The organism is Streptomyces sp. cg35 (assembly GCF_050410835.1).
Taxonomy (GTDB): domain Bacteria; phylum Actinomycetota; class Actinomycetes; order Streptomycetales; family Streptomycetaceae; genus Streptomyces.
Map to the genome: position 1 here is coordinate 6,097,322 of NZ_CP191268.1, position 22,974 is coordinate 6,120,295.

Here is a 22,974-nt window from a genome sequence, read left to right on the forward strand (position 1 = left end):
TCACGTCCTTCGGGCGTGCAGCAGAAGGATCGAGGCGAGCGACGGCGCGGCGCAGGCGAGCCGGTCCAGGGGGCGCAGCGGACGGGGCACACCGTGGAAGGGCGCCCCCGTGACGCGTACGACCTCGAAGCCGGCGGCCGCGACGAACTCGCGCAGCGCGCGCGCCGTGTACAGGCGCAGATGCCCCACCACCTCGGAGCCCGGCCGGCCGTGGACGGCGCGCAGGCTCACCTCCGAGAAGACGGGCTGCACACCGGCCAGCAGCAGGGCCCGGTTGTACCAGGCGGCCAGGTTCGGGGTGGACAGCATCAGATGGCCTCCCGGGCGCAGCACTCTGCGGATCTCGTCGAGGGCGGCATCGGGGTCCACGAGGTGCTCGATCACCTCGGACAGGAGCACCGCGTCGGCGGCGCCGTCCCTGAACGGCAGCCCGTGGCCGGTGAGTTCGCCGCGCACGACCCGGGGGACGCGTGACTTCGCGCGGCGCAGCGCGTCCTGGGACCAGTCGACGCCGACGAGGCGATGGCCGGGCAGCAGCCGCGCCGCGGTGTGCGCGGCCGTGCCGTCGCCGCAGCCCACGTCGAGGACGGTGGAGCGGGTCCCGGTGAGCGCGGCGGCCAGCACCCGGGTCTGGCGCAGGGTGCGGGGCGTGCCGGAGGCGACCGGGACGGCGGGGTTCTCGTAGAAGTCCCGCAGGCCGGACACGGTGGACGTCATGGTGCCTCCTCCTGCGTCGCGTGGAGGTGGTGCTCGAACAGGTCGCGCAGGTGCGCCCCGTCGCCGTGGCCCAGCAGGGTGCGCGACCAGCGCAGGGCCAGGTGCAGGCGGCCCGCCGTGGACGCCGTCGTGACGGTGAGCCCGCGCGGCATGCGGGCGGGCGCCGAGAACCAGACGGCGCGGGCCCGGCCGCCGTCACCGAAGTCCAGCGGGTACGGGATCCGGCCGATGTTGCTGAGCAGGGTCGTCGAGGTCCAGGGGGCGGCGGCCGTGCGCAGCGCGCGGGTGGCGGCGGCCCGCCAGGCCACCGGGGCGTACGGGGTGGTCAGCAGGGCCGCCCCGTGGCCGAGCTGGGGGCGCACGAGGGACTTGAGGGCCGTGGTGCGGGTGGCGGTCAGGCGCAGCAGGGCGGGCACGGGCCTGCGCAACTCGGCTGTGGTGAAGGCGACTTCGACCAGGCGGGTGCCGTTGCCGATGGGCATCGACGCGTCCCGGGGGCGGTCGTCGACCGGCATCGTGATGCGCAGGGGGCGACGGGTGCGGAGGTCGCCGTGCTCCGCGTTCCAGTCCGCGATCGTGCGGGCGGTGGCGACCATGAGCTGGTCGTTCACCGTGTACGAGGCGCCCTTGGGGCGGCGCGGCACCGGGAGGTCGCAGACGAGCAGGCCGTTGCCGGGGCGGGGTTCGGGGGTGCCGGGGGCCACCCGGGCCGGGCGGGCCCACGAGGACGGCAGGTCGGGCGGGGCCGGCCGGGGCGGGGCGGTCGCGGGCGGGGGCGGCGGGCCGTTGTCCCGTCCGCCGTAGAGGCCCGCCGCCGTGGCGAGGACGCGGAGGCAGGCCGGGCCGTCGAGCGCCGTGTGGTTGATGGTGAGGAAGAGGACGGTGTTGCCGGTGTCCGGGTGCGGGACGGCCTCCAGCCGGACGGGCGGGGACGCCGTGAGGGGCGGGGCCTGGGTCAGGGACCGGGTGCGGGCCTGTTTGAGCGCGTCCGGGCCCGGGCCGGGGAACGAGACGGGCGGTACGTCGGGGGTGTCCGTCAGCTCCCATACGTAGCGGCGGGCGTACCAGGTGCGGCGGGCCTCGCGCATGAGGATGCGGGGGTGGCGGCGCAGGGCCTCGTCGAAGGCGGCGGTGAGCCGGTCCGGGGTGAGCTGCCCGGTGAGGTGCACCTCGATGTGGACCGTCTCCGGCTCGTCGTCCTGGAGGCAGTGGCGGGCGATCTCGTCGACGGTCGGAAACGGGAGGCGCTTGCCGCTGGGGGTGGGGGTGGGGTGGTCGTCCAGGGTCGTCATGGCTTCGGCCCCTCCGTCGGGTTCGTGCCCCGTGCCGGGGGCGCCGCCTCGGGGCTCCGCCCCGGGCCCCGCTCCTCAAGCGCCGGAGGGGCTTGATTGGGTGTGCCCTGTGCTGGGGTTGCTGTTTCGGGGCTCCGCCCCGGACCCCGCTCCTCAAGCGCCGGAGGGGCTTGAACTGGCGGGGCTTGACTCCGCCTGGATCCTGTTGTCGTCAGTGCTGCGAACAGGGCCAGCAGCGCCAGGAGTTGGGCCGCCGTGCTGAACGCTCCCTGGCCGTCGCGGACCGGTTCGCCCGCCGCTGTCGCGGCCACCGCGCCCGCCGCCGTCATCGCCAGGAAGGCGATCGGTACGAGCAGGGAGGGGCGTTTCCAGGACAGCAGGGCCAGGGCCGGGACCAGGGCCGCCCAGGGGCCCGCGATCACGAAGCCGACGAGGGTGAGGGCCACCGTGCCGAGGACCCAGCCGGGCGGCGGGGGCGGCGGCACCTCCTCCGGCTCGGCGGGTGGCCTGCGGCGCCACAGGGCCAGGGCGACGAGCGCCAGGAGCCCCACGGCGCCCGCGATCAGGCCCGCGTCGTAGAGGACGGCCGGCTCGTAGGAGAGCTTGACGGAGCCTCCCGCCCCTTGGGGGATCAGCCACGCCTGCTGCCAGCCGTCGAGGCGCAGGGAGGTCAGCTCCTTGCCGTTGAGCGTCGCCCGCCAGCCGTCGTTGGCGTTCTCGTACGTCGTCAGATACGTCGCCTCGCCCGCGTCGACGCGCACCTCGCGGTGGTCGCCCAGCCAGTCCCGGACGGTCAGTGCGCGCCGGGTGGGGGTCGCCTCCGTGCCGCTGCCGGCGCGGGTGAGGGTGACGGAGGTGGGGGCCAGCGGACCGTCGGGGTCCGTCCTGAGGGTGTGGCGGCCCGCCGGGAGCGTGAGCGGGTCGCAGAGGGTGAGGGTGACCGGGCGGCGCTCGGTCAGGTCCGCGACGGTGCCCTTGACCGAGGTGCGGTGGCGGGTGCCGTCGACGGTGACCGTCGGGCCCTTGCCGCAGGGCAGGCTGAACTTCCGCTCCGGGTCGGGCTGGCGGACCCGGTACTGGTCGAGCGCGGGGAGGTACGCCTCGGTCAGGCCCACGGGCAGCTGGAGGTCCTCGTCCGCGATCGGGTTGTGGACCGTGAGCGGCGCGGTGGCGGTGACGGTGACGTCCAGGCGGTCCGTGGTGATCGGGTCGAAGCGGGCCACGCCGTTCTCGTCCACGCCGGCGATCGCGGCCCCGTCCGGGGAGCTGATCTCGATCTTCTCCGGTCGCGTGGACAGACCGCCGGCCGCGGGGAGCACGAGCGTGGAGACGCGCTTCTTGCCCGGCCAGCGCAGATGGATCGTCGGCTCGTCGCCCGCGATCCAGGCCGTGGTCAGATCCCCGTCGGTGAGGTTGCGCGGCGAGGTGTTGGTGCCGAGCAGGGCCGTGGAGTCGGCGGTGGCCGTGATCTTGCGCCGCTGGTCGGGGGCGACGGAGTAGAGGAGCTCGTCGAGGGCGGCGGAGGCGGTGGGCGTCGCCGTCGCCCGGAACGTGAAGCGCGAGGTGCCGGTCGTGGTGAACGTGCGGTTGAGCGACGGCTCCATGTCGGTGAGGGTGAGGGCGCCGTCGCCTGTCGCGCGGCGGAACGTGAACTGGTCCGCCTGCGCGGAGTCGGCGGGCAGTTGCAGCGAGCGGCTCGCCCGGACGCCGGGGACGCTGATGTCGGAGAAGCCGGCTCCGGTCAGGGACGGGCGGGCGCGCTGGGTGTCGAGGATCGTCACCCGCAGCCAACTCGCTGTGCCCTGCGGCGCCTTGACGCGCTGGCGGCTGCCGTCCGGCTGGAGGAGCGCCGTGCTGGATCCCTTGTCCGTCTCGACACGGATGCGGGTGGGCGCCGCCCGGACCCCGTCCTGCGGGAGCGGTGTCACCTGGAGAGTCGCCGGGATCCGCGTCGGGCGGGAGAAGTCGATCCGCAGCCATTCGCCCTTCGCCGAGTCCGGGGAGCCCTCCGTCCAGGCCGTGTCCGGGTTCCCGTCGAAGGCGTTCACCGGATCGAACTGGGGCAGGTACAGCAGCCAGTTGCCGCTGGAGGACGCGGTGACCGAGCGGGCGCCCGTGATCCGGGCCGTGCTCTGGTGGCCGACGCCCTCGGTGGGCAGGATCTGTTTCGGTTCCGCGCCCGGCTCCTGGGTGGCCTCGGGGCTGTTGCGTTCCGTCGGGGTGTACGGGTACGAGGTGTGGGTGTTGACCAGGCCGAACCGGGTGTCCGCGCGGCGCAGTCCGTCACCTGCCGTGCGCAAGGCGGGTGTTCCGATGCCGGGGTGGTTGTCGCCGGTCAGTACCGTGGGCCGGTCGCCGAACGCCGGGTCCGCGGAGAGCGGCAGCAGCGACTCGGGGCCGCCGCTGACCTCCGCCGTGTCGCGCACCGGGAGCAGGCCCGCCTGCCCGGGGCGCCGGGCGTCGTTCCGCGGCGCGTAGATCTCGACGGACCGCGAGCGCGGGTAGAGGCCCTCGACCTGGACCGGCGTGCCCTCGGCGATCCGGCCGCCGGTGACCATCGGGCCGAAACCGGTGACGCGGTGGAAGCCGGACTCGGTGAGCGTGCGCTTGACCGTGGCCGTGGGGACGTACCCGAACTGGTCCGGGTCCAGATCGTTGCGGACCACCACGTAGTGCAGTCCGCTGCGGCTCAAGTAGTCCTGCAGTCCCGGTACTTCGCCGCCCGACATGAGGGCCTGCTCGATCGCGTCCAGGACGCGCCGGTTGCCCGCCGTGCCGAACGGCACGAAGTCGCGCTGCGCCCAGCGGGACTCCGCGAGGACGTCGAGGGGCTGGTCGATGGGGGAGCCCCAGGTGTAGATGCCGTGGGCGGTGGCGGGGACCACGAGCGCGCGCGAGTCGGGGGAGTAGGTGTGCAGCCAGTCCGCCGTGGTCTGCCAGTAGGCGGGCAGCTTCTTGAAGGAGCCGGGCTGGAGGATCGAACCGTTGAGGTACGGCCAGGCCAGGCCCGGCAGGATCAGGACGGCCACCAGCAGCGGGGCGTACCGGCGGCCGCGCAGGGGCCGGGTGCCGCGGGCCTCGGTGGCGACGCCCACGAGGTGCGCGATCCCGAGGGCGAGCGCGAGCGCGATGCCCGTCTGGAACTTGTAGACGTTGCGGAACGGGGCCAGGCCGCCGTCCAGCCACGACTGGACCGTGTCGTGGAAGGGGGCGCCGGCCGCACCCGCGTATCCGGCCAGGGTGACGAGGGCCGCCGTCAGCACGGTCAGCACCAGCCAGCGCCGCTCCGGCAGATCGCGGCGGGCCAGTCCCGCGAGGCCGAACGCGGCGGCCAGCGCCGAGCAGACGATCACGACGGCCGCGGTCGCCACGGTCCAGCCGGCCGGGAGCCAGGCGTCCCCGAGATGGAGGTAGGCGACCCAGTTGCCCGCGCCGCGCAGGGTCTCCGTCGCCGCCATCGTGTCGGTCGTGGTGCGCGCGTTCTCCACGTAGGGCAGGAAGTTCTCGCCGTACGCGCCGAGCAGGAGCAGCGGGATCGTCCACCACAGGGTCGCCAGGACCACCGAGGGGATCCACCAGGCGATCTGCCGGCGTGTGCGCGCGGACGGTGCCCGGGAGAGCAGATAGAGGCCTACCGGGAGCAGGGAGGCCAGCGTCGCCGCCGCGTTCACCCCGCCCATGAACGGCACGAGCAGCGCCGAGCGCACCGCCGAGATCCGCGGTGTCGTCCGGGGGTTGGTGAGGGGCAGCAGGACCCAGGGCAGGAACGCGCCGGGCAGAGCCGCCGCCGACGTCGACCCGATGACGATCGTGAACGTCGGCCACAGGGCGTAGGCAATCGCGCCGAGCAGCCGGCCGCGCGGGCTGCCGACGCCGAGCCGCTCCATGAGCCGCAGGGCGCCCCAGAACGCGACCGTCACGACGACCGACAGCCACAGCCGCTCGGCCAGCCAGACCGGCACCCGCAGCAGATCGGCCAGGCCGTAGTACGGCAGCATCGGGAACGCGTAGCCGATGTACTGGTCGGCGATGCCGCCGAACCCGGCGCGGTCGTGCCACAGCTGCCCGAGGTCCTCGATGAACTGCCAGGGGTCGAGCGCGACCCCGAGCTTCGTCTCGAACGTCATCCGGCCCGGATGCACCGCGCAGAACGCGACGAACAGCACGGCCCAGAAGGACAGCAGCCAGCGGCGCGAGCAGGGACCCGGTTCCGGATCCGGGCCCGTCGCCGCGGCGGGTGGGGTCTGGACCATGGTCGTCATGGGGGACACCGCCTGAGGATGAGGAGGAGGTTCCAGGTGGCGAACTCGCGCACCCCGGGCACCCGCGCCACGGCCTCGGTGAGGAAGGGCCAGTAGCGCGAGCGCGCCGAGACGAGCGTCACGTCGTCACGGGAGCGGACATGGCGCAGCGTCGGACCGATGTGGTGGGCGAAGAGGTTCTCGCCGAGGGTGTGCTTGGGCGCCCTTCCGGTACGCCGCCGGTAGCGGGCCTGCGCCCGGTGGGCGCCCAGGTAGTGCCAGGGCGCCCACTCGTGACCGCCCCACGGGGACAGCCAGTTGGTGAACGAGACGTAGATCAGGCCGCCGGGCCGGGTCACCCGGACCAGCTCGCCGAGGAACGTGTCGCGGTCGGCGACGTGCTCCAGGACGTTCGAGGAGAACGTGACGTCCGCCGACGCGTCGGCCAGCGGCAGCAGATAGCCGTCGGCCACCACCGTGTTCGGCGGCGGCTCCCGGCCCAGCTCCCGGGTGTCCGGCTCGAAGAGGACGCCGTGGGCGCCGCGGGAGCGGAACTCGCGCGTGAAGTGACCACTGCCGCCGCCCACGTCCACGACGACCTTGCCCGCGACCTTCCCGTACGCCTCCACCTGGTCGGCGGCGTCCCGGGCGAGCAGCGCGTAGCAGGCCTCGGGGTCGCGCTGCTCGCGCAGGAACGCCCGGAAGAGCGTGAGGGACCTGGTCAGCGACGGGTCCCTGAACCCGGCCGGAGTCATGGCGCCCAGCCCCGCACCGCTTCCGCCGCGACCGCCCTGAACTGCCGTACCGTGTGCGCCCACCGGTACCCGGCGGCCCGCTCCTGTGCCGTCTTGCCCATCAGCTCGCGGCGGTGCGTGGACAGGGCGAGCGTGCACCAGGCCGCCGCGAACGACGACGGCCCGTGGGCCAGCAGCCCGGTGCGGCCGTCCTCGACCGAGTCGCGTACGCCGGGCACGTCGAAGCCGACCGCGGGCGTGCCGCGCGCCGCCGCCTCCGTGATGACCAGGCCCCAGCCCTCGACGGCCGAGGGGTGCAGCAGCAGCCACGCCTCGCAGAGCAGCCGGTGCTTGTCGGCCTCGGAGACATGGCCGGTGAACTCAACGCCAGGGCCCGCGAGTTGGCGCAGCTTCGGGCCCTCGGGGCCGTCGCCCACGATCACCAGGCGGCCGCCCGTCACCGGACGCACCCGCTCCCACAGGCGCAGCAGCAGATCGATCCGCTTGTACTCGACCAGCCGGCCCATCGCCAGGAACATCGGCTCCGGCGACCGGTCGGCGCGCGGGCCCGGCTCCTCGACGCCGTTCGGCACGAGACGGACCCGGGCCGGGTCGACGCCGATGGAGTGCAGCGCGTGCGCCGTCGACGGCGAGACGGCGACGAGCAGATTGCGGCGCTGGGCGCCGGACAGCGCCCAGTGCTCGAGTCTTCGGCCGAGATGGGCCGCGGGCGCCAGCGGTCCGCGCAGCCGCATCCGCCACAGGTCCGTGTGGACGTGGTTGACCAGGCAGAGCGTGGGACCGCGGTGCCAGAGGGGGGCCAGATACGGCATGCCGTTGCAGACCTCGACCAGCAGATCGCAGTCGCCGACCTGGCGGGCGAACGCCGAGCGGGCGCGCAGGTAGTGGGCGGCCGGCCCGCCCGCCGACACGACCCGGTAGTCGCGGAAGGCGCCGTACGCGGCCGGCCCGCCGCACAGCAGCGTCACCTGGTGGCCCAGGTCCGTCAGCCCTTCGGCCAGCCGGTCGACGAGCAGTTCGGAGCCGCCCGCGGCCGGGTTGCCGAGGTCGCGGTGGGCCAGGAAGACGATGCGGCGCGGCGGTGGGGGACCGGCCGGACGGGGCTGCGCGCCGCGCGGCGACACGGTGCGCAGCGACGATGGCACGTGCTGGGGCATGGGTGCTCCAACTCGTCTCAGGGTGCGTGAGGGTGGGGGGACGGCTCGGCAGGGTGCGGGCTGCCGAGACGAACCGGCGGGTACTGTGCCGGGGCTGTGTTCGGGCTGTGCACAAGGTGGGGTGGGACAGTTTTCGCTGCGCTGTTCGCCGCGGCTACTCACCTGCGTGACAAGTTTCGGGCTTTGCCGAGCTGACGTTCTGTCACATCGTGGATGTCTGCAGGGCAGTCGGGGACGAATCGGGATCGGGACGCCCCGGCCCGTCCGGCGTCCTGCGGCCACGCCCGCCCCAGGCGACCAGGACGATCCCGCCCGCCAGCAGCAGCCCGCCCAGCGCGCCCGCCCCGATGGGCAGCGTCGTACCGAGCAGGGTGAGGCGGTCGTTGTCGTCCCGGGCCAGCGCGACCTGTGCGCGCTGTGTGGCCGGGGTGAACGCGATCCGCTCGCTGTCCAGGAGCACCGCCGCGTCCTTCGTCGTGCCCGGCGCGCGCAGCGTCTTGCGGGGTCCGACCGCCGCGTACAGGATCCGGCCCGTGAGCCGGTCGACGACCAGCTCGACACGGTGGTTCGCGTACCACTCCTCGGCCAGCACCTGGCTCTTCCTCGGCTGCCCGACGATCCGGCCCGGCACCAGGCGCGAACCGGTCCTGGCGGGTGCGACGGTGCCGGTGAACCGGTAGCCCTCGTACCCCTGGACCTTCCTCGTACCGCTGAAGCGGAGCGGGACCGTGGCGCCGAGCGTGTTGTCCCACCAGGTGTAGGTGCGCTTCTCGACGCGGAAGGGGAACTTCAGGTACGCCTCGCCCTCGAACGCCGGCTGCTCACCGCAGCAGTGCACCGGCGCATTGGTCTCCCGGTCGGTGACCCAGCGCTCCTGGGTCCACTGCAGGGCGTCGTGCGGATCGGCCGCGGGCAGCGACGCGTCCGTGTCGACGGACGTCGTCACGTCCCACACCGCCCGGCCGCTGCGCTCGCTCTCGGCGACGTCGCCGCGGACCTGCCGGGTGATCGTGAGGCGCCGGCCGTCGACGGTCTTGATCTTTCCGGTGTCGAAGTAGCTGCCGGTTCCGGTGAACACGGTCGTGGTGTCGGTGTCGATCGGGGTGCGCTCGGCACGCGGCTCCACGTACCAGGCGAGCAGCCCGGCGAGGACGAGCAGGAACGTGCCGAGGCCTGTGCAGACGAAGGGGATCTTCGATGTGGTGATCTTCGATGTACGGCGCATCCGGCACTCCTGAGGGGAAGGGCACCACGGCACGCCCGTGGTCTGCCGGTCATGGGCCGGGAACCGTAGACGCACTCTTGACGGGGTGTCAATGCACTGCTGAGACTGGGCACTTGACGGAACACACAGGGTGGGGACCGACCTCAGCACTCCGCATTCATCACGGACGAGAGGCTGACCCTGCGATGAACCGACTGCTCACCGCCGTGCTGTCCGCGGCCGCCGGAGCGGCGCTCGCCGTCGCCGCTTCCTTCGGCGTGCTCGCGCTGATCAACGTGACCCCGGACCAGCCCAACACCCCGCTCGTGACGTACGAGACGCCCGGCCAGGGGCGCTGAGCCGTGCCCGCCGTCACCCGGTCCGCCTGGTGCGACGTGCCGCCGCTCCAGGTCAAGCAGTTCGCGGCGCTCGCCATGGACGAGGCGCCCCGGCTCGCCCAGGACATCCTCGAGGAGATCCGCCGCGAGTTCCCGCACCTGCCGCTGGTCCTCGACGAGTCCGGCGAACCCATGGCCCTGGTCGGCATCCGCCGCGCCATCGAGGGCTTCGTGCGCCGGCTGACCCGGGTGTCCGCCGATACGGAACCGGAGGACCTGCCGCCGTCCGTCTTCCAGGAGTTCGGGCGCGGTCAGAGCCTGCACGGGCGCAGCCTCGACTCCCTCCAGGCGATGTACCGGCTCGGTGTGAAGCTCGCCTGGCGCCGCCTCGCCGACCTCGGGCAGCAACTGCGCATCCCGCCCCCGGCCATGTACGAACTCGCCGAGTCCGGATACGAGTACCTCGACGGCCTCGTCGACCAGTCGGTCCGCGGCTACGTCGAGGCGGCCGCCCGGCAGGCCGGTGAACGCCTGCGCCAGCAACGCAAGTTGATGGACCTGCTGCTCGAAGGGCGGGTCGCGGCGCCGCCCGACCCGGTCAAGGCGCTCACCGAACGCGCCGCCCGGATCGGCTGGCCGGTGCCCGACAGGCTGGCCGTCGGCGTCCTGCTGCGGCCGGCCCGCGACGCGGTCGCCCCGGCCGTTGCCTGCGACATCCTGCTCGACATGGAGACGGAGCGGCCCCGGCTCGTCGTCCCCGACCCCGACGCGGCGGGCCGGCCCGACCTGCTGCGCCGCGCCCTGTCCGGCTGGAGCGGCGCGATCGGCCCGCCCGTCGCACCGCCCGACGCCGCGAAGTCGCTGCGCTGGGCCGAGTCGGCGGTGACGCTGATGGAGCGCGGACTGCTCCCCGCCGACGGGGTCCTGCACTGCACCGAGCACACCCAGGCCCTCGTCCTGCTCCAGCCCGAGGAACTCGTCGACGACCTCACCCGGCGCGCCCTCGCGCCCCTCGCGCACTGCGGCCCCACCCACGCCCGGCGGCTCGCCGAGACCCTGCTCGCCTGGCTGGAGACCCGCGGCGGCGCCCCCGAGGTCGCGGCCCGGCTCGGCGTCCACCCGCAGACGGTGCGCTACCGGCTGCGCCAGATCCGCGAACTGTGGGGCGCCGAGGTCGACGACCCGGACCGCCGCTTCGAGCTGGAGCTGGTGCTGCGGGCCCGGCGGCTGCGCGGTGAGCTGGGGCCCTGACGCCCGCCGTGTCCTGCGGTTCCACCGAGCCCATTGCCCGGTCAACCCCGCTGTGCGTAGCCTATGTTCGTCATACCGACCGACTGTTGAAATATCGAACATGGGAGGGGGCCGGTCGTGGGACGCCTCGTACCCGCCGTGACCCGGGCTCTGGACATACTGGAGCTCTTCCTGGACGGGGACGGCACGCTGTCCGCCCCCGACATCGTCCGCAAGCTACAGCTGCCGCGCACCACGGTCCATGAGCTGGTCACCACGCTCGCCGCCCGCTCGTACATCGTGCAGGTCCCGGGCCAGCCCGGCCGCTACCGGCTCGGTGTGCGCCCCTACCAGCTCGGCAGCCGGTACGCGGAGCAGCTCGACCTCGCCGCCGAGGGCCAGCAGGTCGCCCGTACCGTCGCCGAGACCTGTGACGAGACGGTCCACGTGGCGATCCTCGAAGGCACCGACGTCATCTACATCGCCAAGGTCGACTCGACGCACGCCGTGCGCATGGTCTCCGCCGCGGGCCGCAGGCTGCCCGCGCACTGCACCTCGGTCGGCAAGATGCTCCTCGCGTCGCTGCCCGAGCCCGAACTCGCCGCGCGAGTCCCGGACTCCGCCGACCTCGTGGCCATGACGGAGAACTCGATCACCGACCCGGCCGTCCTGCGCGCGGCGCTCGCCCGCATCCGGGAGCGCGGCATCGCCGTCGAGAGCCGCGAGTCGAACACGGACGTGTCCTGTGTCGCCGCGCCCGTGCGCGACCGCACCAACCGGGTCGTCGCCGCGCTCTCCATCTCCGTACCGATGATCCGCTGGAGCGACGCCCGGGAGACCGAGCTCGCCCAGCTCGCCGCGAAGGGCGCCGCCGACCTCTCCGAGCGGCTCGGCCACCGGGGGCCGGCGTGAGCAGCCGTCCGGCGGTGGACGTCGCCGTGCGCGAGACGGCGGCCCTGGGCGAGGGCCCGACCTGGGACCCGGCCGCCGGCCGGCTGATCTGGGTGGACATCCTCGGCTCGCGCGTCCACACGTACGAGCCGGGCAGCGGCCGCCGCACGGTCCTGGCCACCGAGCAGCACGTGGGCGCCGCCAAGCCGCGGACGGACGGCGGCCTGGTGGTCAACCTCCGCGACGGCGTGGGCCGTTACTCGGCCGAGGGCGCATTCTCCTGGCTGCACCGCGAGCCCGTCCCCGGGCGGCGCGGGAACGACGCGGCGGTCGCCCCCGACGGCGCGCTGTGGGCGGGCTCGATGGCCTACGCCGAGACGCCCGGCGGCGGCAACCTGATCCGCGTCGCCCCCGACGGCACCACGACCGGGATCCTCGACGACGTCACGGTCTCCAACGGCACCGGCTGGAGCCCCGACGGCACGCTCATGTACTACATCGACACACCGACCCGACGCATCGACGTCTTCGACGTGGACGGTGAACGGGTGGGCGGACGCCGCGAGTTGGCGACCGTCGAGGAAGGTGCGGGCTTCCCCGACGGGCTGACGGTCGACGCCGACGGCTGCGTCTGGGTCGCGCTGTGGGACGGCGCCGCGCTGCGCCGCTACACGCCGTCCGGCGCCCTGGACCGCGTCGTCCCGCTCCCGGTGCGGCGCCCCACGGCGTGCGCGTTCGGCGGCCAGGACCTGCGCGACCTGTACGTGTCGACGGCCCGCGTGGGCCTGGACCGCCCCACACCACTGGCGGGCTCGCTGCTCGTCCTGCCGGCGATCGGCCAGGGTCTGGCCCAGCCGGCGTTCGTCGGCTGACAGCGCCGGTGACGTGAGACCGAGCCCCTCCGGCGATTGAGGAGCGGGGTCCGGGGCAGCGCCCCGTGGCCCCGCACCCCTCAAGGCGGCCGGAACTTTTCGTTGCGCGACCCATTGACGTCGAAGCGCTTCGACTTTACGGTCCCGTTCGAAGTTACGAGCGCTATTCGAAATATCGAACAGCAGCCACTTTCGAACAGTAAGGGCAGGGCATGGGACGACCTGGCCTGAGTCGCAGGCAACTCCTCGCCGGAATCGGCGGGTTGACCGTCGCCGGAAGCTTCGGCTTCGCGGCGCTCGGGACCGGGGCGGACGCGCTCGCCTCCGGCGCCGACACCCGCGTGCGCTACTGGAACCTCTTCAGCGGCGGCGACGGCTACAACATGATCGCGATGCTGGACGCCTTCCGCGCGGCGAACCCGGGCATCGACGTGAAGGACTCCACCCTCCAGTGGGGCAGCCCCTTCTACACCAAGCTCGCCATGGCCGCCGCCGGCAACCGCGCACCGGACCTCGGCGTCATGCACCTGGGCCGCGTCACCGGCTTCTCGCCGGGCCGCCTGCTCGACCCCTGGGACGTCGGCCTGCTCGCCAAGTACGGCGTCAAGGAAGCCGACTTCAACCCCGAGCTGTGGAAGCGCGCCGTCATCGACGGCAAGCTCTACGCCCTGCCCCTCGACATCCACGTCCAGCTCAGCTTCTACCGCAAGGACGTGCTGAAGAAGGCGGACCTGCTCGGCGACGACGGCCGGATCGTGCCCGTGACGTCCACCGGCGAGTGGTTCGACCTGCTGAAGAAGGCGAAGAAGGCCACGAAGAAGGGGCTGCAGACCGTCGGCCTGCACGCCAACGACCAGAACTTCATGTGGTGGTTCTTCGTCGCGTTCTACACCCAGCTCGGCGGCACCTGCTTCAACTCCGCGAACACCGAGGTCACCTTCGACACCGACAAGGCGACCCAGGTCCTGGAGTTCCTGCGGCAGCACGTCACCGACGGATACTCCGTCGCGGGCGCCGCCGACGGCGAACAGTTCCTCAACGGCGCGCCCTTCACCTGGGAGGGCAACTGGTCGGTGCCGGTCTTCTCCGGCGCGAAGCTGGAGTACGGAGCGACCCCGCTGCCGCCCGTCTTCGGCAAGCAGGCCACGCACGCCGAGTCGCACTCGTTCGTGCTGCCGCACCAGGCCGACCGCGGCGGCGCCGCCAATGAGGGGGCCCACCAACTCGCCGCCTACGTCGTCAAGCACGCCCGGCAGTGGGCCGCCGGCGGCCACATCCCCGCCTACACGCCGACCCTGTCCACGGCCGCGTACCAGAAGCTCGCCCCGCAGAACGAATACGTGACGGCCATGGACCACCAGGCCACCGAACCGAAGGTCTGGTTCGCCGGCTCCACCGGCATCCTCGCCCAGCGCGTCGGCCCGATCGTCGTCTCCTCCACCATGGGCTCAGCCCGGCCCGAGGCCGCCGCCCGCCGCATGAAGAGCACGCTCACCGCGCTCCTCGCCATGAAGAACCCCATGGACGGCAGGACCGCCGCGCAGGGAGGTACGGCCGCATGACGACGACCAGCGCCGAGACCGTCATCGCACCACCGGCGCGCCCGCGGACCGCCGCGGACGGCGCCACCGTCCGCCGCAAGCAGGGCTTCCAGCACGGGGGCTGGTTCGTCGCCCCGTTCCTCGCCCTCTTCGCCCTGTTCGTGATCTGGCCGCTGCTGCGCGGCATCTACCTCAGCTTCACCGACGCCAACATCTCCGGCGACAGCCCCGGCTTCGTCGGCCTCGACAACTACCGCGAGGCCCTGAACGACCCGCTGATGTGGGACGCGCTCGGCCACAGCGCGTACTTCACGCTCCTGGTCGTGCCCTGCATCACGGTCCTCGCCTTCCTCCTCGCGATGCTCGCCCACCACATCGAGCACGGGAAATGGCTGTGGCGGCTCTGCTTCTTCATGCCGTTCCTGCTGCCGTCCACCGTCGCGGGCAACCTGTGGCAGTGGCTGTTCAACCCCGGCACCGGCATGATCAACCACGTCCTCGGCATCGAGACGCCCTGGCTGACCGACACGTCGTACGCGATGCTCGCCGTCGTCATCACCACCCTGTGGTGGACGGTCGGCTTCAGCTTCCTGCTCTACCTCGCCGCGCTCCAGGGCATCCCCGCCCACCTCTACGAGGCCGCCAAGCTCGACGGCGCGAACGCCTGGCACCGCACGGTCCACATCACGCTGCCCATGCTGCGCAACATCACCGGCCTGGTCATCGCGCTCCAGATCCTCGCCTCGCTCCAGGTCTTCGACCAGGCCGTCACCCTCATGGACTTCGGCCCCGGCCCCGAGAACTCGACCCGCACCTTCGTGCAGTACACCCTCGAAGAGGGCTTCACCAGCTACCGCGTGGGCTACGCCTCCGCGATCTCCATCATCTTCTTCGTGATCATCGCGGCCGTCGCCCTCGGGCGGATGTGGCTGCTGCGCAACCGTGAGGAGGGTGCGCGATGAGCGCCACACCCGTACCACCGCCACGGCTGAGGCCCCGCGGTTCCTGGACGCCCGGCCAGATCGTCCTGACCCTGCTCGGGGCCGCCGTCTCCGCGGTGTTCCTGGCGCCCCTGGCCTGGGCCCTGTTCACCTCGCTCAAGTCCGAGACCGAAGCCGTCGAGGTACCGACGCACTGGCTGCCGAAGGACTGGACCGGCCAGGCCTGGAAGGCGCTCTTCGAGACCGGCAACATCACCAACTGGTTCGTCAACTCGCTGGTCGTCTCCGTGTGCGTGACGGCCGTGGTGCTCTGCGTCAGTGCGCTGGCCGGATACGGCTTCGCCCGCACCGAGTTCCGCGGCAAGGGCGCCCTCATGGGCGTCGTCATGGCGGGCCTGATGATCTCCCCGGCGGTCCTCGGCGTCCCCCTGTTCACCACGGTCCAGCAGATGGGGATGGTGGACACCTACTGGGGCATGATCCTGCCGCAGTGCGCCCCCGCGGCCATGGTCTACATCCTCTACAAGTTCTTCCAGGGCATCCCGAAGGAGCTGGAGGAGGCCGCGTTCATCGACGGCGCGGGCCGCTGGCGGATCTTCTTCACCCTCGTGGTGCCGCTCGCCCGGCCCTCGCTCGCGGCGGTCGGCATCTTCACCTTCATCGCGTCGTGGAACAACTTCCTGTGGCCGTACATGGTCACCAACAACCCCGACCTGATGACCATGCCCAACGGCATCGCGACCGTCATGAACTCCTACGGCATCCAGTGGGCCCAGCTCATGGCCGGCGGCCTGATGGCCGGGCTCCCGCTCATCGTCGTCTTCATCTTCTTCCAGCGGCAGATCGTCGCGGGCGTCGCCCACACGGGACTCGCCGGACAGTGACCGCGACCAGCCCCACACCACCGCACGACGAAAGGCACCCATTGCGTACCGCCCGCTTCACCCTCGACCCCGCGTTCACCGTCGGCCAGGTCAACCCCCGGCTCTTCGGCTCCTTCGTCGAGCACCTGGGCCGCTGCGTCTACACCGGCATCCACGAGCCGGACCACCCGACCGCGGACGAGTCCGGCCTGCGCACCGATGTCCTCGACCTGGTACGCGAGTTGGGCGTCACCGCCATCCGCTACCCCGGCGGAAACTTCGTCTCCGGCTACAAGTGGGAGGACTCGGTCGGCCCGGTCGAGGACCGCCCGCGCCGCCTCGACCTGGCCTGGCGCACCACGGAGTCGAACCGCTTCGGCCTGTCCGAGTACATCGCGTTCCTGAAGAAGGTCGGCCCGCAGGCCGAGCCGATGATGGCGGTGAACCTCGGCACGCGCGGCGTCGCCGAGGCCATCGAACTCCAGGAGTACGCCAACCACCCGCAGGGCACGGCCCTCTCCGACCTGCGCATCGCCCACGGCGACAAGGACCCCTTCGGCATCCGGCTGTGGTGCCTGGGCAACGAGATGGACGGCCCCTGGCAGACCGGCCACAAGACCGCCGAGGAGTACGGGCGGATCGCGGCCGAGACGGCCCGCGCCATGCGCCAGATCGACAAGGACGTCGAACTGGTCGCCTGCGGCAGCTCGGGCCAGTCGATGGAGACCTTCGCCGAGTGGGAGGCGAAGGTCCTCGCCGAGACCTACGACCTGGTCGACCACATCTCCCTGCACGCCTACTACGAGGAGCACGACGGCGACCGCGACTCGTTCCTCGCCTCGGCGGTGGACATGGAGTCGTTCATCGAGAACGTCGTCGCGACCTGCGACCACGTGGGCGCCCGCCTCAAGTCGACGAAGAAGATCAACCTCTCCTTCGACGAGTGGAACGTCTGGTACATGTCGCGCACGGAGGCCCAGGTCTCCGCCCTCGACTGGCCGCAGGCCCCCCGCCTCCTGGAGGACGTCTACTCGGTCACCGACGCGGTCGTCTTCGGCTCGCTCCTCATCGCCCTGCTGCGCCACGCGGACCGCGTCACGGTCGCCTGCCTGGCCCAGCTGGTCAACGTCATCGCCCCGATCATGACCGAGCCCGGCGGCCCGGCCTGGCGCCAGACGACGTTCTTCCCGTTCGCGCAGGCCTCGAAGCACGGCCGCGGCGAGGTCCTCGACGTCCGGGTCTTTGGTCCGACGTACGACACGAAGCGCCACGGCACCGCGGACCTGCTGCACGCGACGGCGGTCCGCGCGGAGGACGGCACGGTCACCGTCTTCGCGGTGAACCGCAGCCAGACCGCATCACTGCCGCTCGAAGTCGCCCTGCACGGACTGGAGCTGACATCCGTCGTCGAGCACTCGGTGCTCGCCGACGCCGACCCGGACGCCCGCAACACGCAGGCGGAGCCGGAGCGGGTGGCACCGCGGGCGGCGACACCGGGCACGACGATCGAGGACAGCACGCTCAGGACGGAGCTCGAACCGCTGTCCTGGAACGTGATCCGGCTGGGCTGACACCCACGGGAGCCGACGAGGACGGCTCAGATCTGGTCCGCGATCCGCACGTAGTCGTAGTAGAGGGGATCCCCGTCCTCGTCCACCGGATGCTCGTGGCTGCTCTGGTTGGCGAGGATCACCTTCAGGTCCGGGAGGGCGTCGAAGCCGAGGTCGTCCTCGGTGATCGTGTGGCCGCGCTCCCCGAGCTGCTCGAAGAGATCCACGCTCGGGGTGCGGAAGACGTCGAGGCCGTCCAGCAGCACCCGGACGTCGGCGTCCTCGTCCAGGAACCGGAACAGCTCCACACCGCTCAGCGCGCCCTTGGTGAAACCGAGCATGACGTTCAGCTCGGAGTCGCCGTGCTTGAGCAGGATCTGTCCCGGCTCCGGATCACTGTGGACGACCTGGAAGAGCCCCCACTCCTGGACCGCGCCGCGCGCTTCCTCCACCGACATGCCGAGCCGCAGGGGCCCGACGCCGACCTGCGGCAGCAGTTCCAGTTCCATGTCCAGTCCCTCGTTTCCCTCGATGCCCTCGGTGCTCTCGCCGACGCGCCCCGGACCTCACGCGAGCAGGGCGCTCTCGTCGATGGTCCATCCTCGCTTCGTGAGCATGTCCTGAAGGGGCCTGTTGTCCTTCAGGCTGTCGACCATGTCCTTGATGTGCTGATCGTACGTGCCGGGGAAGCGCCGCTTGATGTCGTCGATGTCCATGCGCATGGCTTCGGTGATGCGCCCGGAATTGATCAGCTCACGCTGGTACTGCTGCCACGCCTGGGACTCCAGCGAGTACCCGGTGCTGTAGAGCTTCTCGTGGTGATCCCGCTCCATGCGGATGGCCGGCCCGTTGTTGACCTTCTGCTTCTTGTGCGGCTTGTTCGCGAAGTAGAACCCGGGCTCGATGACGTCCTTGTACGCCGACTTGGCCGGGATGTGGTTGACCTCCATCGGCTTCGGATACTTCGTCCCGTCCGCCTTCTTGTTCGCGGGCAGCAGCCCGCCGTACCACCCGCTCTCCTGCGTGCACCCCTTGGCGACCAGGCCTTCGGGATCCATGAACGTGCAGGGATTGACGACGTACGCGGCCGGGTTGGGCGCCGGCACGAGGCCGAACGGGTCGGCCGACACGTAGCGGGCCGTCTCGGGGTCGTAGTGCCGGTTCAGGTTGTAGTGCAGGCCCGTCTCCGGGTCGGCGTACTGGCCGGGGAAGCGCAGCGGCGTGTGCGCCTGGGCGTCGCGGTTGCGCGTCGTGATGCCCCAGACCGTGGAGCGCTTGTACCAGGCGATGTCGCCCTGCTCGCCGACGAGTTCGGTCGGGGTGCCGACGATGTCGGTGACGATCGCGAAGAACCGGCTGTCCACCTCGTGCTGACCGGCGTCGGCCGGCAGCCTGCGCTCCAGCTGCGACATCGGCTGCACGCCCTCGTACTCCCAGGTCAGCGTCACCCCGGTGGCCGAGTCGGTCTCCTCGGCCAGCTGGGTGCCCTCCCAGCTGAAGCGGACCGTGGCCGCCACGGAGTGCCCGTCGGCCGCCATGCGGTGCTTGGCGGTGCGCCGGCCCAGCGCGTCGTAGGCGTAGCGCCACACGGTGCCGTCGGGCGTGGTGCACGAGACCAGGCGGTCCTCGGCGTCCCACGTGTAGCGCCAGGTGTCGGGCTTGTGGGACAGACGCCGCTTCTGACGCAGCACGACGCGTCCGGCCCCGTCGTACTCGTAGCGGAAACCGTCCGCGCCGAGCAGCCGGGTGCCCTCGTAGGCCCGCTCGCCGCGGCTCTGCGTGGACCGGGCGCGGTCCGGCCAGTGGGCATCGGTCTGGTTCCCGGCACTGTCGTAGGCGTAGCGCTCCGACCAGCCGTCGGCGGTGACCGCCAGCGGACGGCCCACCGGGTCCAGCTCGAACCGCACGTCGGAGCCGCCCTGCTCCTCCGTGACGCGCGTCAGGAACCCGTCGGCGCGGTAGCCGTAGGAGCGGTCCCGCAGGGTGCCGCGGGACGTGGCCACCGACCGGGCGGCGAGCCGGCCCATCGCGTCCCACCGGGAGGCGAGCGTCACCGGCGCGTCCGCGGGGCCCAGCGTGCGCCGGGTCTCGCGGCCCAGCGCGTCGTGGGCGAAGGCCAGCGGATGTCCGGCGAGGTCCACGCGCACCCGGTTGCCCGCGGCGTCGTAGGCGTACGACGAGGTGGCCCCGGTCGGAGTCGTGCGCGAGACCAGTTCGCCGTGCGGGTCGTAGCCGTAGCGCATGCTGTGCCCGTCGACCGTCTCGGCGAGCAGCCGGCCCATGACGTCGCGCTCCAGGGAGAGCGAGGAGGCCGGCGACACGGCGGTGACGAGCTGGTCGCCGGCGTCGTACGTGTAGCGGGTGAGCACGCCGGCGGCGTCCTTCTCCAGCACGTTGCCCACCGCGTCGAAGGTGAACGCGATGCGCTGCCCGAGCGGGGTCGTCCGGGCCGTGAGACGGCCCGTCGCGTCGTACTCGTAGCGCATCGTGCGCCCGTCGAAGTCGGTCTCGGACTCGGTGAGCCCCGACGGGCCGTAGCGGTAACTCCACGTCCCACCCTGCGAGTTGGTCACCTCGGTGATCCGCAGCTCGGTGTCGTACGCGAACTCGTACCGCGCCCCGTCCCGGCCGGTGCGGGCGGCGAGCAGGTCGAACCAGGTGTACTCGAAGCGGGTCACGCCGCCCGTGGGGTCCGTGCGGGTCAGGCAGTTGCCCTCCTCGTCGTACGTCCACCGCTCGTCCGTCCCGTCGGCCGCGGTGCGCCGGGTGAGCCAGCCGTCCGCCGTCCACTCCAGGCGGGTGACGGCGCCCGCCGGGTCGGCGCACTCACGCGGCCGGCCGAACGCGTCGCGGCTCACCGTGTACGCGGCGCCGTGCCCGTCGGACACCGAAAGGACCAGCCCCGCCGGGTCGTTGGTGCGGGTCTCCGTCGAGCCGGTCGGGAAGGCGGCCGTGACGAGCGCCCCCGTCGCGTCGTACGTGAACGTCGTCGACGTGCCGTCGGGCGCGACCATCGCGGTGCGGTTGCCGCGCTCGTCGAAGGTCTGCCGCCACACCGCGCCGTCCGGACCGGTGATCGTCTCCGGCAGGTGCAGGGCGTTGTACGTGGTCGACGCCTGCCGCCCGTCCGGGTACCGGACGGTGGTCAGGTTGCCGGCCCCGTCGTACGCGAACCGGGCCGTGTGCCCCAGCTCGTCGGTGCGGGCCAGCAGGTTGTCGTAGCGGTCCCACGCGAAGCGCACGGTGTTGCCGAGCGGGTCGGTCTCGCTGACGGTCTGGCCGAGCTGGTTGAGTCGGGTGACGGTGACCGCGCCGGTCGAGTCCGTGAAGCGGGTCTCGCGGGCGGCGAGGTCGTAGGCGAAGCGCGAGGAGAGCGCGCCGTCGGGACCGACGGTCTCCACGACCCGGCCCGCCGCGTCGTACACATAGCCGTAGGTGTGACCGTTGCGGTCGGTCCAGGACGTCACGCGGTGCTCGTCGTCGTACGTGAACCGCAGCGGTACGCCACGCGATCCCGCGACCCCCACCAGCTCACCCGTCTCGTCGTACGTGAACGAGGCGACCCGGACGGGTCCTTCGGGCGTCTCCACGTCCAGGGCCGTGACCCGGCCGAGGTCCGTGTCACGGGTGACGCGCACGCGGTAGCCGCCCTCGTGCAGGACCGCCGACGGCAGGCCCTGCGCGTCGCGGGTGAACTGCAGGCCGTTGCCGTTGCGGTCCTCGACGTCGGCCAGCCAGTACAGGCTGCCGACGGAGTACGGATTGCCGGTGAAGCGGCGGATCAGGCCCGACCGCGGATCCGTCGTGGCGTACGTGATGTCGCCGAGGGCCGACCGTCCGACGAAGGTGAGGGCGATCCGGTCGCCCTCCAGCGGCAGCACCTCCTCGCCCTCCTCGCGCGGCAGCCGGGGATAGGCGAGCAGCGACCCGTCGGCGCGCGCCCAGACCGCGCCGCTGCCCGTCGGCTCCAGGCGCTCGTCGAGGGTCGAGGCCCAGCTCGTGCCGAAGGAGTGGCCGTAGCGGTAGCCGGATATGTGGGTGCGCTCGAGGACGAGGGGCAGGATCCCGGGCAGGGCCAGATCCGTCTGGCTGAGCACCATCTCGCCGCTGGCGACGTCGACCGGGTCGGTCTTGCAGCGTCGCTGGGCCAGCGCGATCGCCTTGGCGCGCGCCTTGTCCAGGGCGTCCCTCGTCGAGCCGGGCAGGCGCTTGATCGCCTCGTTGACGCGGGTGCGGACGCCGGGCCCGTCACCGCCCTTCTTGCCGCCGACGACGGCGTCGACCTTGTCCCGTACGTCGTGGTCCTTGCCCTTGTGCAGCCGGGAGGCGCCCTTGACCCGCTCGGGGACCGTGTCGGTGATGTGCTTGGCGACCTTGCCGAGCGCCTTCTCGGAGCCCTTGAGCGCGCCGTGCAGCACGCTGTCGAAGGCCTGCGTGAACGGGTCGCGGCCCTTGCTCCGGCCGAACGCGCCCCGGGCCTTGCCGAGCGACGTGGACGCCGCCAGGTGCAGCTCGCCGCCGTGCCTGGAGACCTTGCCCGCGCCGTCCTCGAACTCGAAGTGGTCGATCCTGGTGCGCTTCTGCGCCCCGCCGCCGGCCGAGGCGAGCTGCATCCCGCCGTCCCCGGCCGAGGCGATGTGCATCCCGCCCTTGCCGCCGTGCCCGCCGCCGCTGCCGTCGGGCGACGGCATGGAGAACGCGCCCTCGGCCAGGTCGAGCACCATGTCCTCGACCATCGACTCCAGCTTGGCGTTGATCGGCTCGGTGATCTTCGCCAGGACCTCGTCGACGATCCGGTCCACGGCCTCGTCGATGATCCGCTTCACCACCTGCCGCATCGCGGTCACCTCGGCCGCGCCGATCAGCGCGGACAGACCACCGGTGACCACCGCCAGACCCGCCGAGATCCCCACTGAGGCGGCCATGACACCCAGTTCGATCTCGGCCTTGGTCTTCATCCCGAAGATGATGTCCGCGAGCACGTCGCACGCGTCGGCGAACAGCCGCGCCAGCTCCGGGAGTTTCTCCAGATGGCTCGCCTTGATCTGGTTCCAGTGCTTCTCCATCGAGTCGACGGCCCAGCCCTCGGACGACGACAGGATCCGGGAGAACGCCTTGTGCGCGTCCCCGCCGTGCCCCTCGAACTTCTCCGCGAACTCCCGCATGGCGTCGGCCATCTCGCGGTAGTCGTCCTCGTCCACGTTCGGAAAGTTGATGCCGATGAAGTCCAGGACGTCATCGAGCCAGCCCGGAATCGTGTAGCCCATCCCCCGTACACCTTCCGTGAATTCGAATCACGTGAGCAACGTGTTCGACTCTACCGAAGCGCGTGTTCCGGTCCTGTCACGATGTGCGTGAGGGGGAGGGGGGAGGAGAGAGGCG

The 22,974-nt window shown here is 72.1% G+C and carries 16 protein-coding genes; 8 read left to right on the forward strand and 8 right to left on the reverse strand.

The annotated features are described in order from the left end of the window. The 6 genes from ACQUQD_RS27780 to ACQUQD_RS27805 all read right to left on the reverse strand — a co-directional run bounded on the left by ACQUQD_RS27780 (position 1) and on the right by ACQUQD_RS27805 (position 9,387). Positions 1 to 717 carry a class I SAM-dependent methyltransferase gene (locus ACQUQD_RS27780; protein WP_428954862.1) on the reverse strand — a complete coding sequence of 239 codons (717 nt, stop codon included), beginning with the start codon at positions 715 to 717 and terminating at the stop codon, positions 1 to 3. Continuing rightward, positions 714 to 2,009 (reverse strand): condensation protein, encoded by a 1,296-nt coding sequence (locus tag ACQUQD_RS27785; RefSeq protein WP_428954863.1) that lies wholly within the window; start codon positions 2,007 to 2,009, stop codon positions 714 to 716. Before ACQUQD_RS27785 ends, ACQUQD_RS27780 begins: the two co-directional genes overlap by 4 nt. Further along, entirely contained in the window at positions 2,006 to 6,271 is a 4,266-nt protein-coding gene (locus ACQUQD_RS27790; RefSeq protein WP_428954864.1) for an alpha-(1->3)-arabinofuranosyltransferase domain-containing protein, read from the reverse strand. Before ACQUQD_RS27790 ends, ACQUQD_RS27785 begins: the two co-directional genes overlap by 4 nt. Next, complete coding sequence (locus ACQUQD_RS27795; protein WP_428954865.1) at positions 6,268 to 7,005, reverse strand: class I SAM-dependent methyltransferase; 738 nt, start codon at positions 7,003 to 7,005, stop codon at positions 6,268 to 6,270. Before ACQUQD_RS27795 ends, ACQUQD_RS27790 begins: the two co-directional genes overlap by 4 nt. After that, positions 7,002 to 8,162: a glycosyltransferase family 4 protein gene (locus tag ACQUQD_RS27800; RefSeq protein WP_428954866.1), complete on the reverse strand. Its 1,161-nt coding sequence runs from the start codon at positions 8,160 to 8,162 to the stop codon at positions 7,002 to 7,004. The genes ACQUQD_RS27795 and ACQUQD_RS27800 overlap by 4 nt, the downstream gene beginning before the upstream one ends. Positions 8,163 to 8,364: 202 nt before the next feature. Further along, positions 8,365 to 9,387 carry a DUF3068 domain-containing protein gene (locus tag ACQUQD_RS27805; RefSeq protein ID WP_428954867.1) on the reverse strand — a complete coding sequence of 341 codons (1,023 nt, stop codon included), beginning with the start codon at positions 9,385 to 9,387 and terminating at the stop codon, positions 8,365 to 8,367. A gap of 185 nt (positions 9,388 to 9,572) precedes the next feature. On the opposite strand from ACQUQD_RS27805, the gene ACQUQD_RS27810 reads away from it, so the two are divergent. The 8 genes from ACQUQD_RS27810 (at position 9,573) to ACQUQD_RS27845 (ending at position 17,613) form a co-directional block, all read left to right on the forward strand. Then, the gene (locus ACQUQD_RS27810; RefSeq protein WP_428954868.1) at positions 9,573 to 9,725 is read left to right on the forward strand and encodes a hypothetical protein; all 153 of its coding nucleotides are present in this window, start codon (positions 9,573 to 9,575) and stop codon (positions 9,723 to 9,725) included. 3 nt (positions 9,726 to 9,728) lie between these two features. After that, positions 9,729 to 10,955, forward strand: a complete 1,227-nt coding sequence (locus tag ACQUQD_RS27815) for a helix-turn-helix domain-containing protein (protein WP_428954869.1) — start codon at positions 9,729 to 9,731, stop codon at positions 10,953 to 10,955. Between the two features lie 117 nt (positions 10,956 to 11,072). Further along, the gene (locus ACQUQD_RS27820) at positions 11,073 to 11,846 is read left to right on the forward strand and encodes an IclR family transcriptional regulator (protein WP_428954870.1); all 774 of its coding nucleotides are present in this window, start codon (positions 11,073 to 11,075) and stop codon (positions 11,844 to 11,846) included. Next, positions 11,843 to 12,697 (forward strand): SMP-30/gluconolactonase/LRE family protein, encoded by an 855-nt coding sequence (locus ACQUQD_RS27825; RefSeq protein ID WP_428954871.1) that lies wholly within the window; start codon positions 11,843 to 11,845, stop codon positions 12,695 to 12,697. The genes ACQUQD_RS27820 and ACQUQD_RS27825 overlap by 4 nt, the downstream gene beginning before the upstream one ends. Positions 12,698 to 12,909: 212 nt before the next feature. Next, positions 12,910 to 14,259: an extracellular solute-binding protein gene (locus tag ACQUQD_RS27830; RefSeq protein WP_428954872.1), complete on the forward strand. Its 1,350-nt coding sequence runs from the start codon at positions 12,910 to 12,912 to the stop codon at positions 14,257 to 14,259. Then, positions 14,256 to 15,200 carry a carbohydrate ABC transporter permease gene (locus tag ACQUQD_RS27835; protein ID WP_428954873.1) on the forward strand — a complete coding sequence of 315 codons (945 nt, stop codon included), beginning with the start codon at positions 14,256 to 14,258 and terminating at the stop codon, positions 15,198 to 15,200. The genes ACQUQD_RS27830 and ACQUQD_RS27835 overlap by 4 nt, the downstream gene beginning before the upstream one ends. Beyond that, on the forward strand, positions 15,197 to 16,063 hold the full coding sequence (locus ACQUQD_RS27840) for a carbohydrate ABC transporter permease (protein WP_428954874.1): 867 nt from the start codon (positions 15,197 to 15,199) through the stop codon (positions 16,061 to 16,063). Before ACQUQD_RS27835 ends, ACQUQD_RS27840 begins: the two co-directional genes overlap by 4 nt. A gap of 41 nt (positions 16,064 to 16,104) precedes the next feature. Then, positions 16,105 to 17,613, forward strand: a complete 1,509-nt coding sequence (locus ACQUQD_RS27845; protein ID WP_428954875.1) for an alpha-N-arabinofuranosidase — start codon at positions 16,105 to 16,107, stop codon at positions 17,611 to 17,613. 26 nt (positions 17,614 to 17,639) lie between these two features. Here ACQUQD_RS27845 and ACQUQD_RS27850 read toward each other — a convergent pair whose 3' ends face one another. Continuing rightward, positions 17,640 to 18,101 carry a hypothetical protein gene (locus ACQUQD_RS27850; RefSeq protein WP_428954876.1) on the reverse strand — a complete coding sequence of 154 codons (462 nt, stop codon included), beginning with the start codon at positions 18,099 to 18,101 and terminating at the stop codon, positions 17,640 to 17,642. 57 nt (positions 18,102 to 18,158) lie between these two features. Then, positions 18,159 to 22,859, reverse strand: coding sequence for an RHS repeat-associated core domain-containing protein (locus ACQUQD_RS27855; protein WP_428954877.1), 4,701 nt, complete (start codon positions 22,857 to 22,859; stop codon positions 18,159 to 18,161). Between the last annotated feature and the right edge of the window lie 115 nt (positions 22,860 to 22,974).

Bases quoted from the DNA above. Each gene is read 5' to 3' on its own strand.
- ACQUQD_RS27805 (WP_428954867.1), bottom strand. From the start codon at position 9,387: ATGCGCCGTACATCGAAGATCACCACATCGAAGATCCCCTTCGTCTGC.
- ACQUQD_RS27835 (WP_428954873.1), top strand. From the start codon at position 14,256: ATGACGACGACCAGCGCCGAGACCGTCATCGCACCACCGGCGCGCCCG.
- ACQUQD_RS27790 (WP_428954864.1), bottom strand. From the start codon at position 6,271: ATGACGACCATGGTCCAGACCCCACCCGCCGCGGCGACGGGCCCGGAT.
- ACQUQD_RS27780 (WP_428954862.1), bottom strand. From the start codon at position 717: ATGACGTCCACCGTGTCCGGCCTGCGGGACTTCTACGAGAACCCCGCC.
- ACQUQD_RS27855 (WP_428954877.1), bottom strand. From the start codon at position 22,859: ATGGGCTACACGATTCCGGGCTGGCTCGATGACGTCCTGGACTTCATC.
- ACQUQD_RS27785 (WP_428954863.1), bottom strand. From the start codon at position 2,009: ATGACGACCCTGGACGACCACCCCACCCCCACCCCCAGCGGCAAGCGC.
- ACQUQD_RS27800 (WP_428954866.1), bottom strand. From the start codon at position 8,162: ATGCCCCAGCACGTGCCATCGTCGCTGCGCACCGTGTCGCCGCGCGGC.
- ACQUQD_RS27795 (WP_428954865.1), bottom strand. From the start codon at position 7,005: ATGACTCCGGCCGGGTTCAGGGACCCGTCGCTGACCAGGTCCCTCACG.
- ACQUQD_RS27840 (WP_428954874.1), top strand. From the start codon at position 15,197: ATGAGCGCCACACCCGTACCACCGCCACGGCTGAGGCCCCGCGGTTCC.
- ACQUQD_RS27830 (WP_428954872.1), top strand. From the start codon at position 12,910: ATGGGACGACCTGGCCTGAGTCGCAGGCAACTCCTCGCCGGAATCGGC.
- ACQUQD_RS27850 (WP_428954876.1), bottom strand. From the start codon at position 18,101: ATGGAACTGGAACTGCTGCCGCAGGTCGGCGTCGGGCCCCTGCGGCTC.
- ACQUQD_RS27810 (WP_428954868.1), top strand. From the start codon at position 9,573: ATGAACCGACTGCTCACCGCCGTGCTGTCCGCGGCCGCCGGAGCGGCG.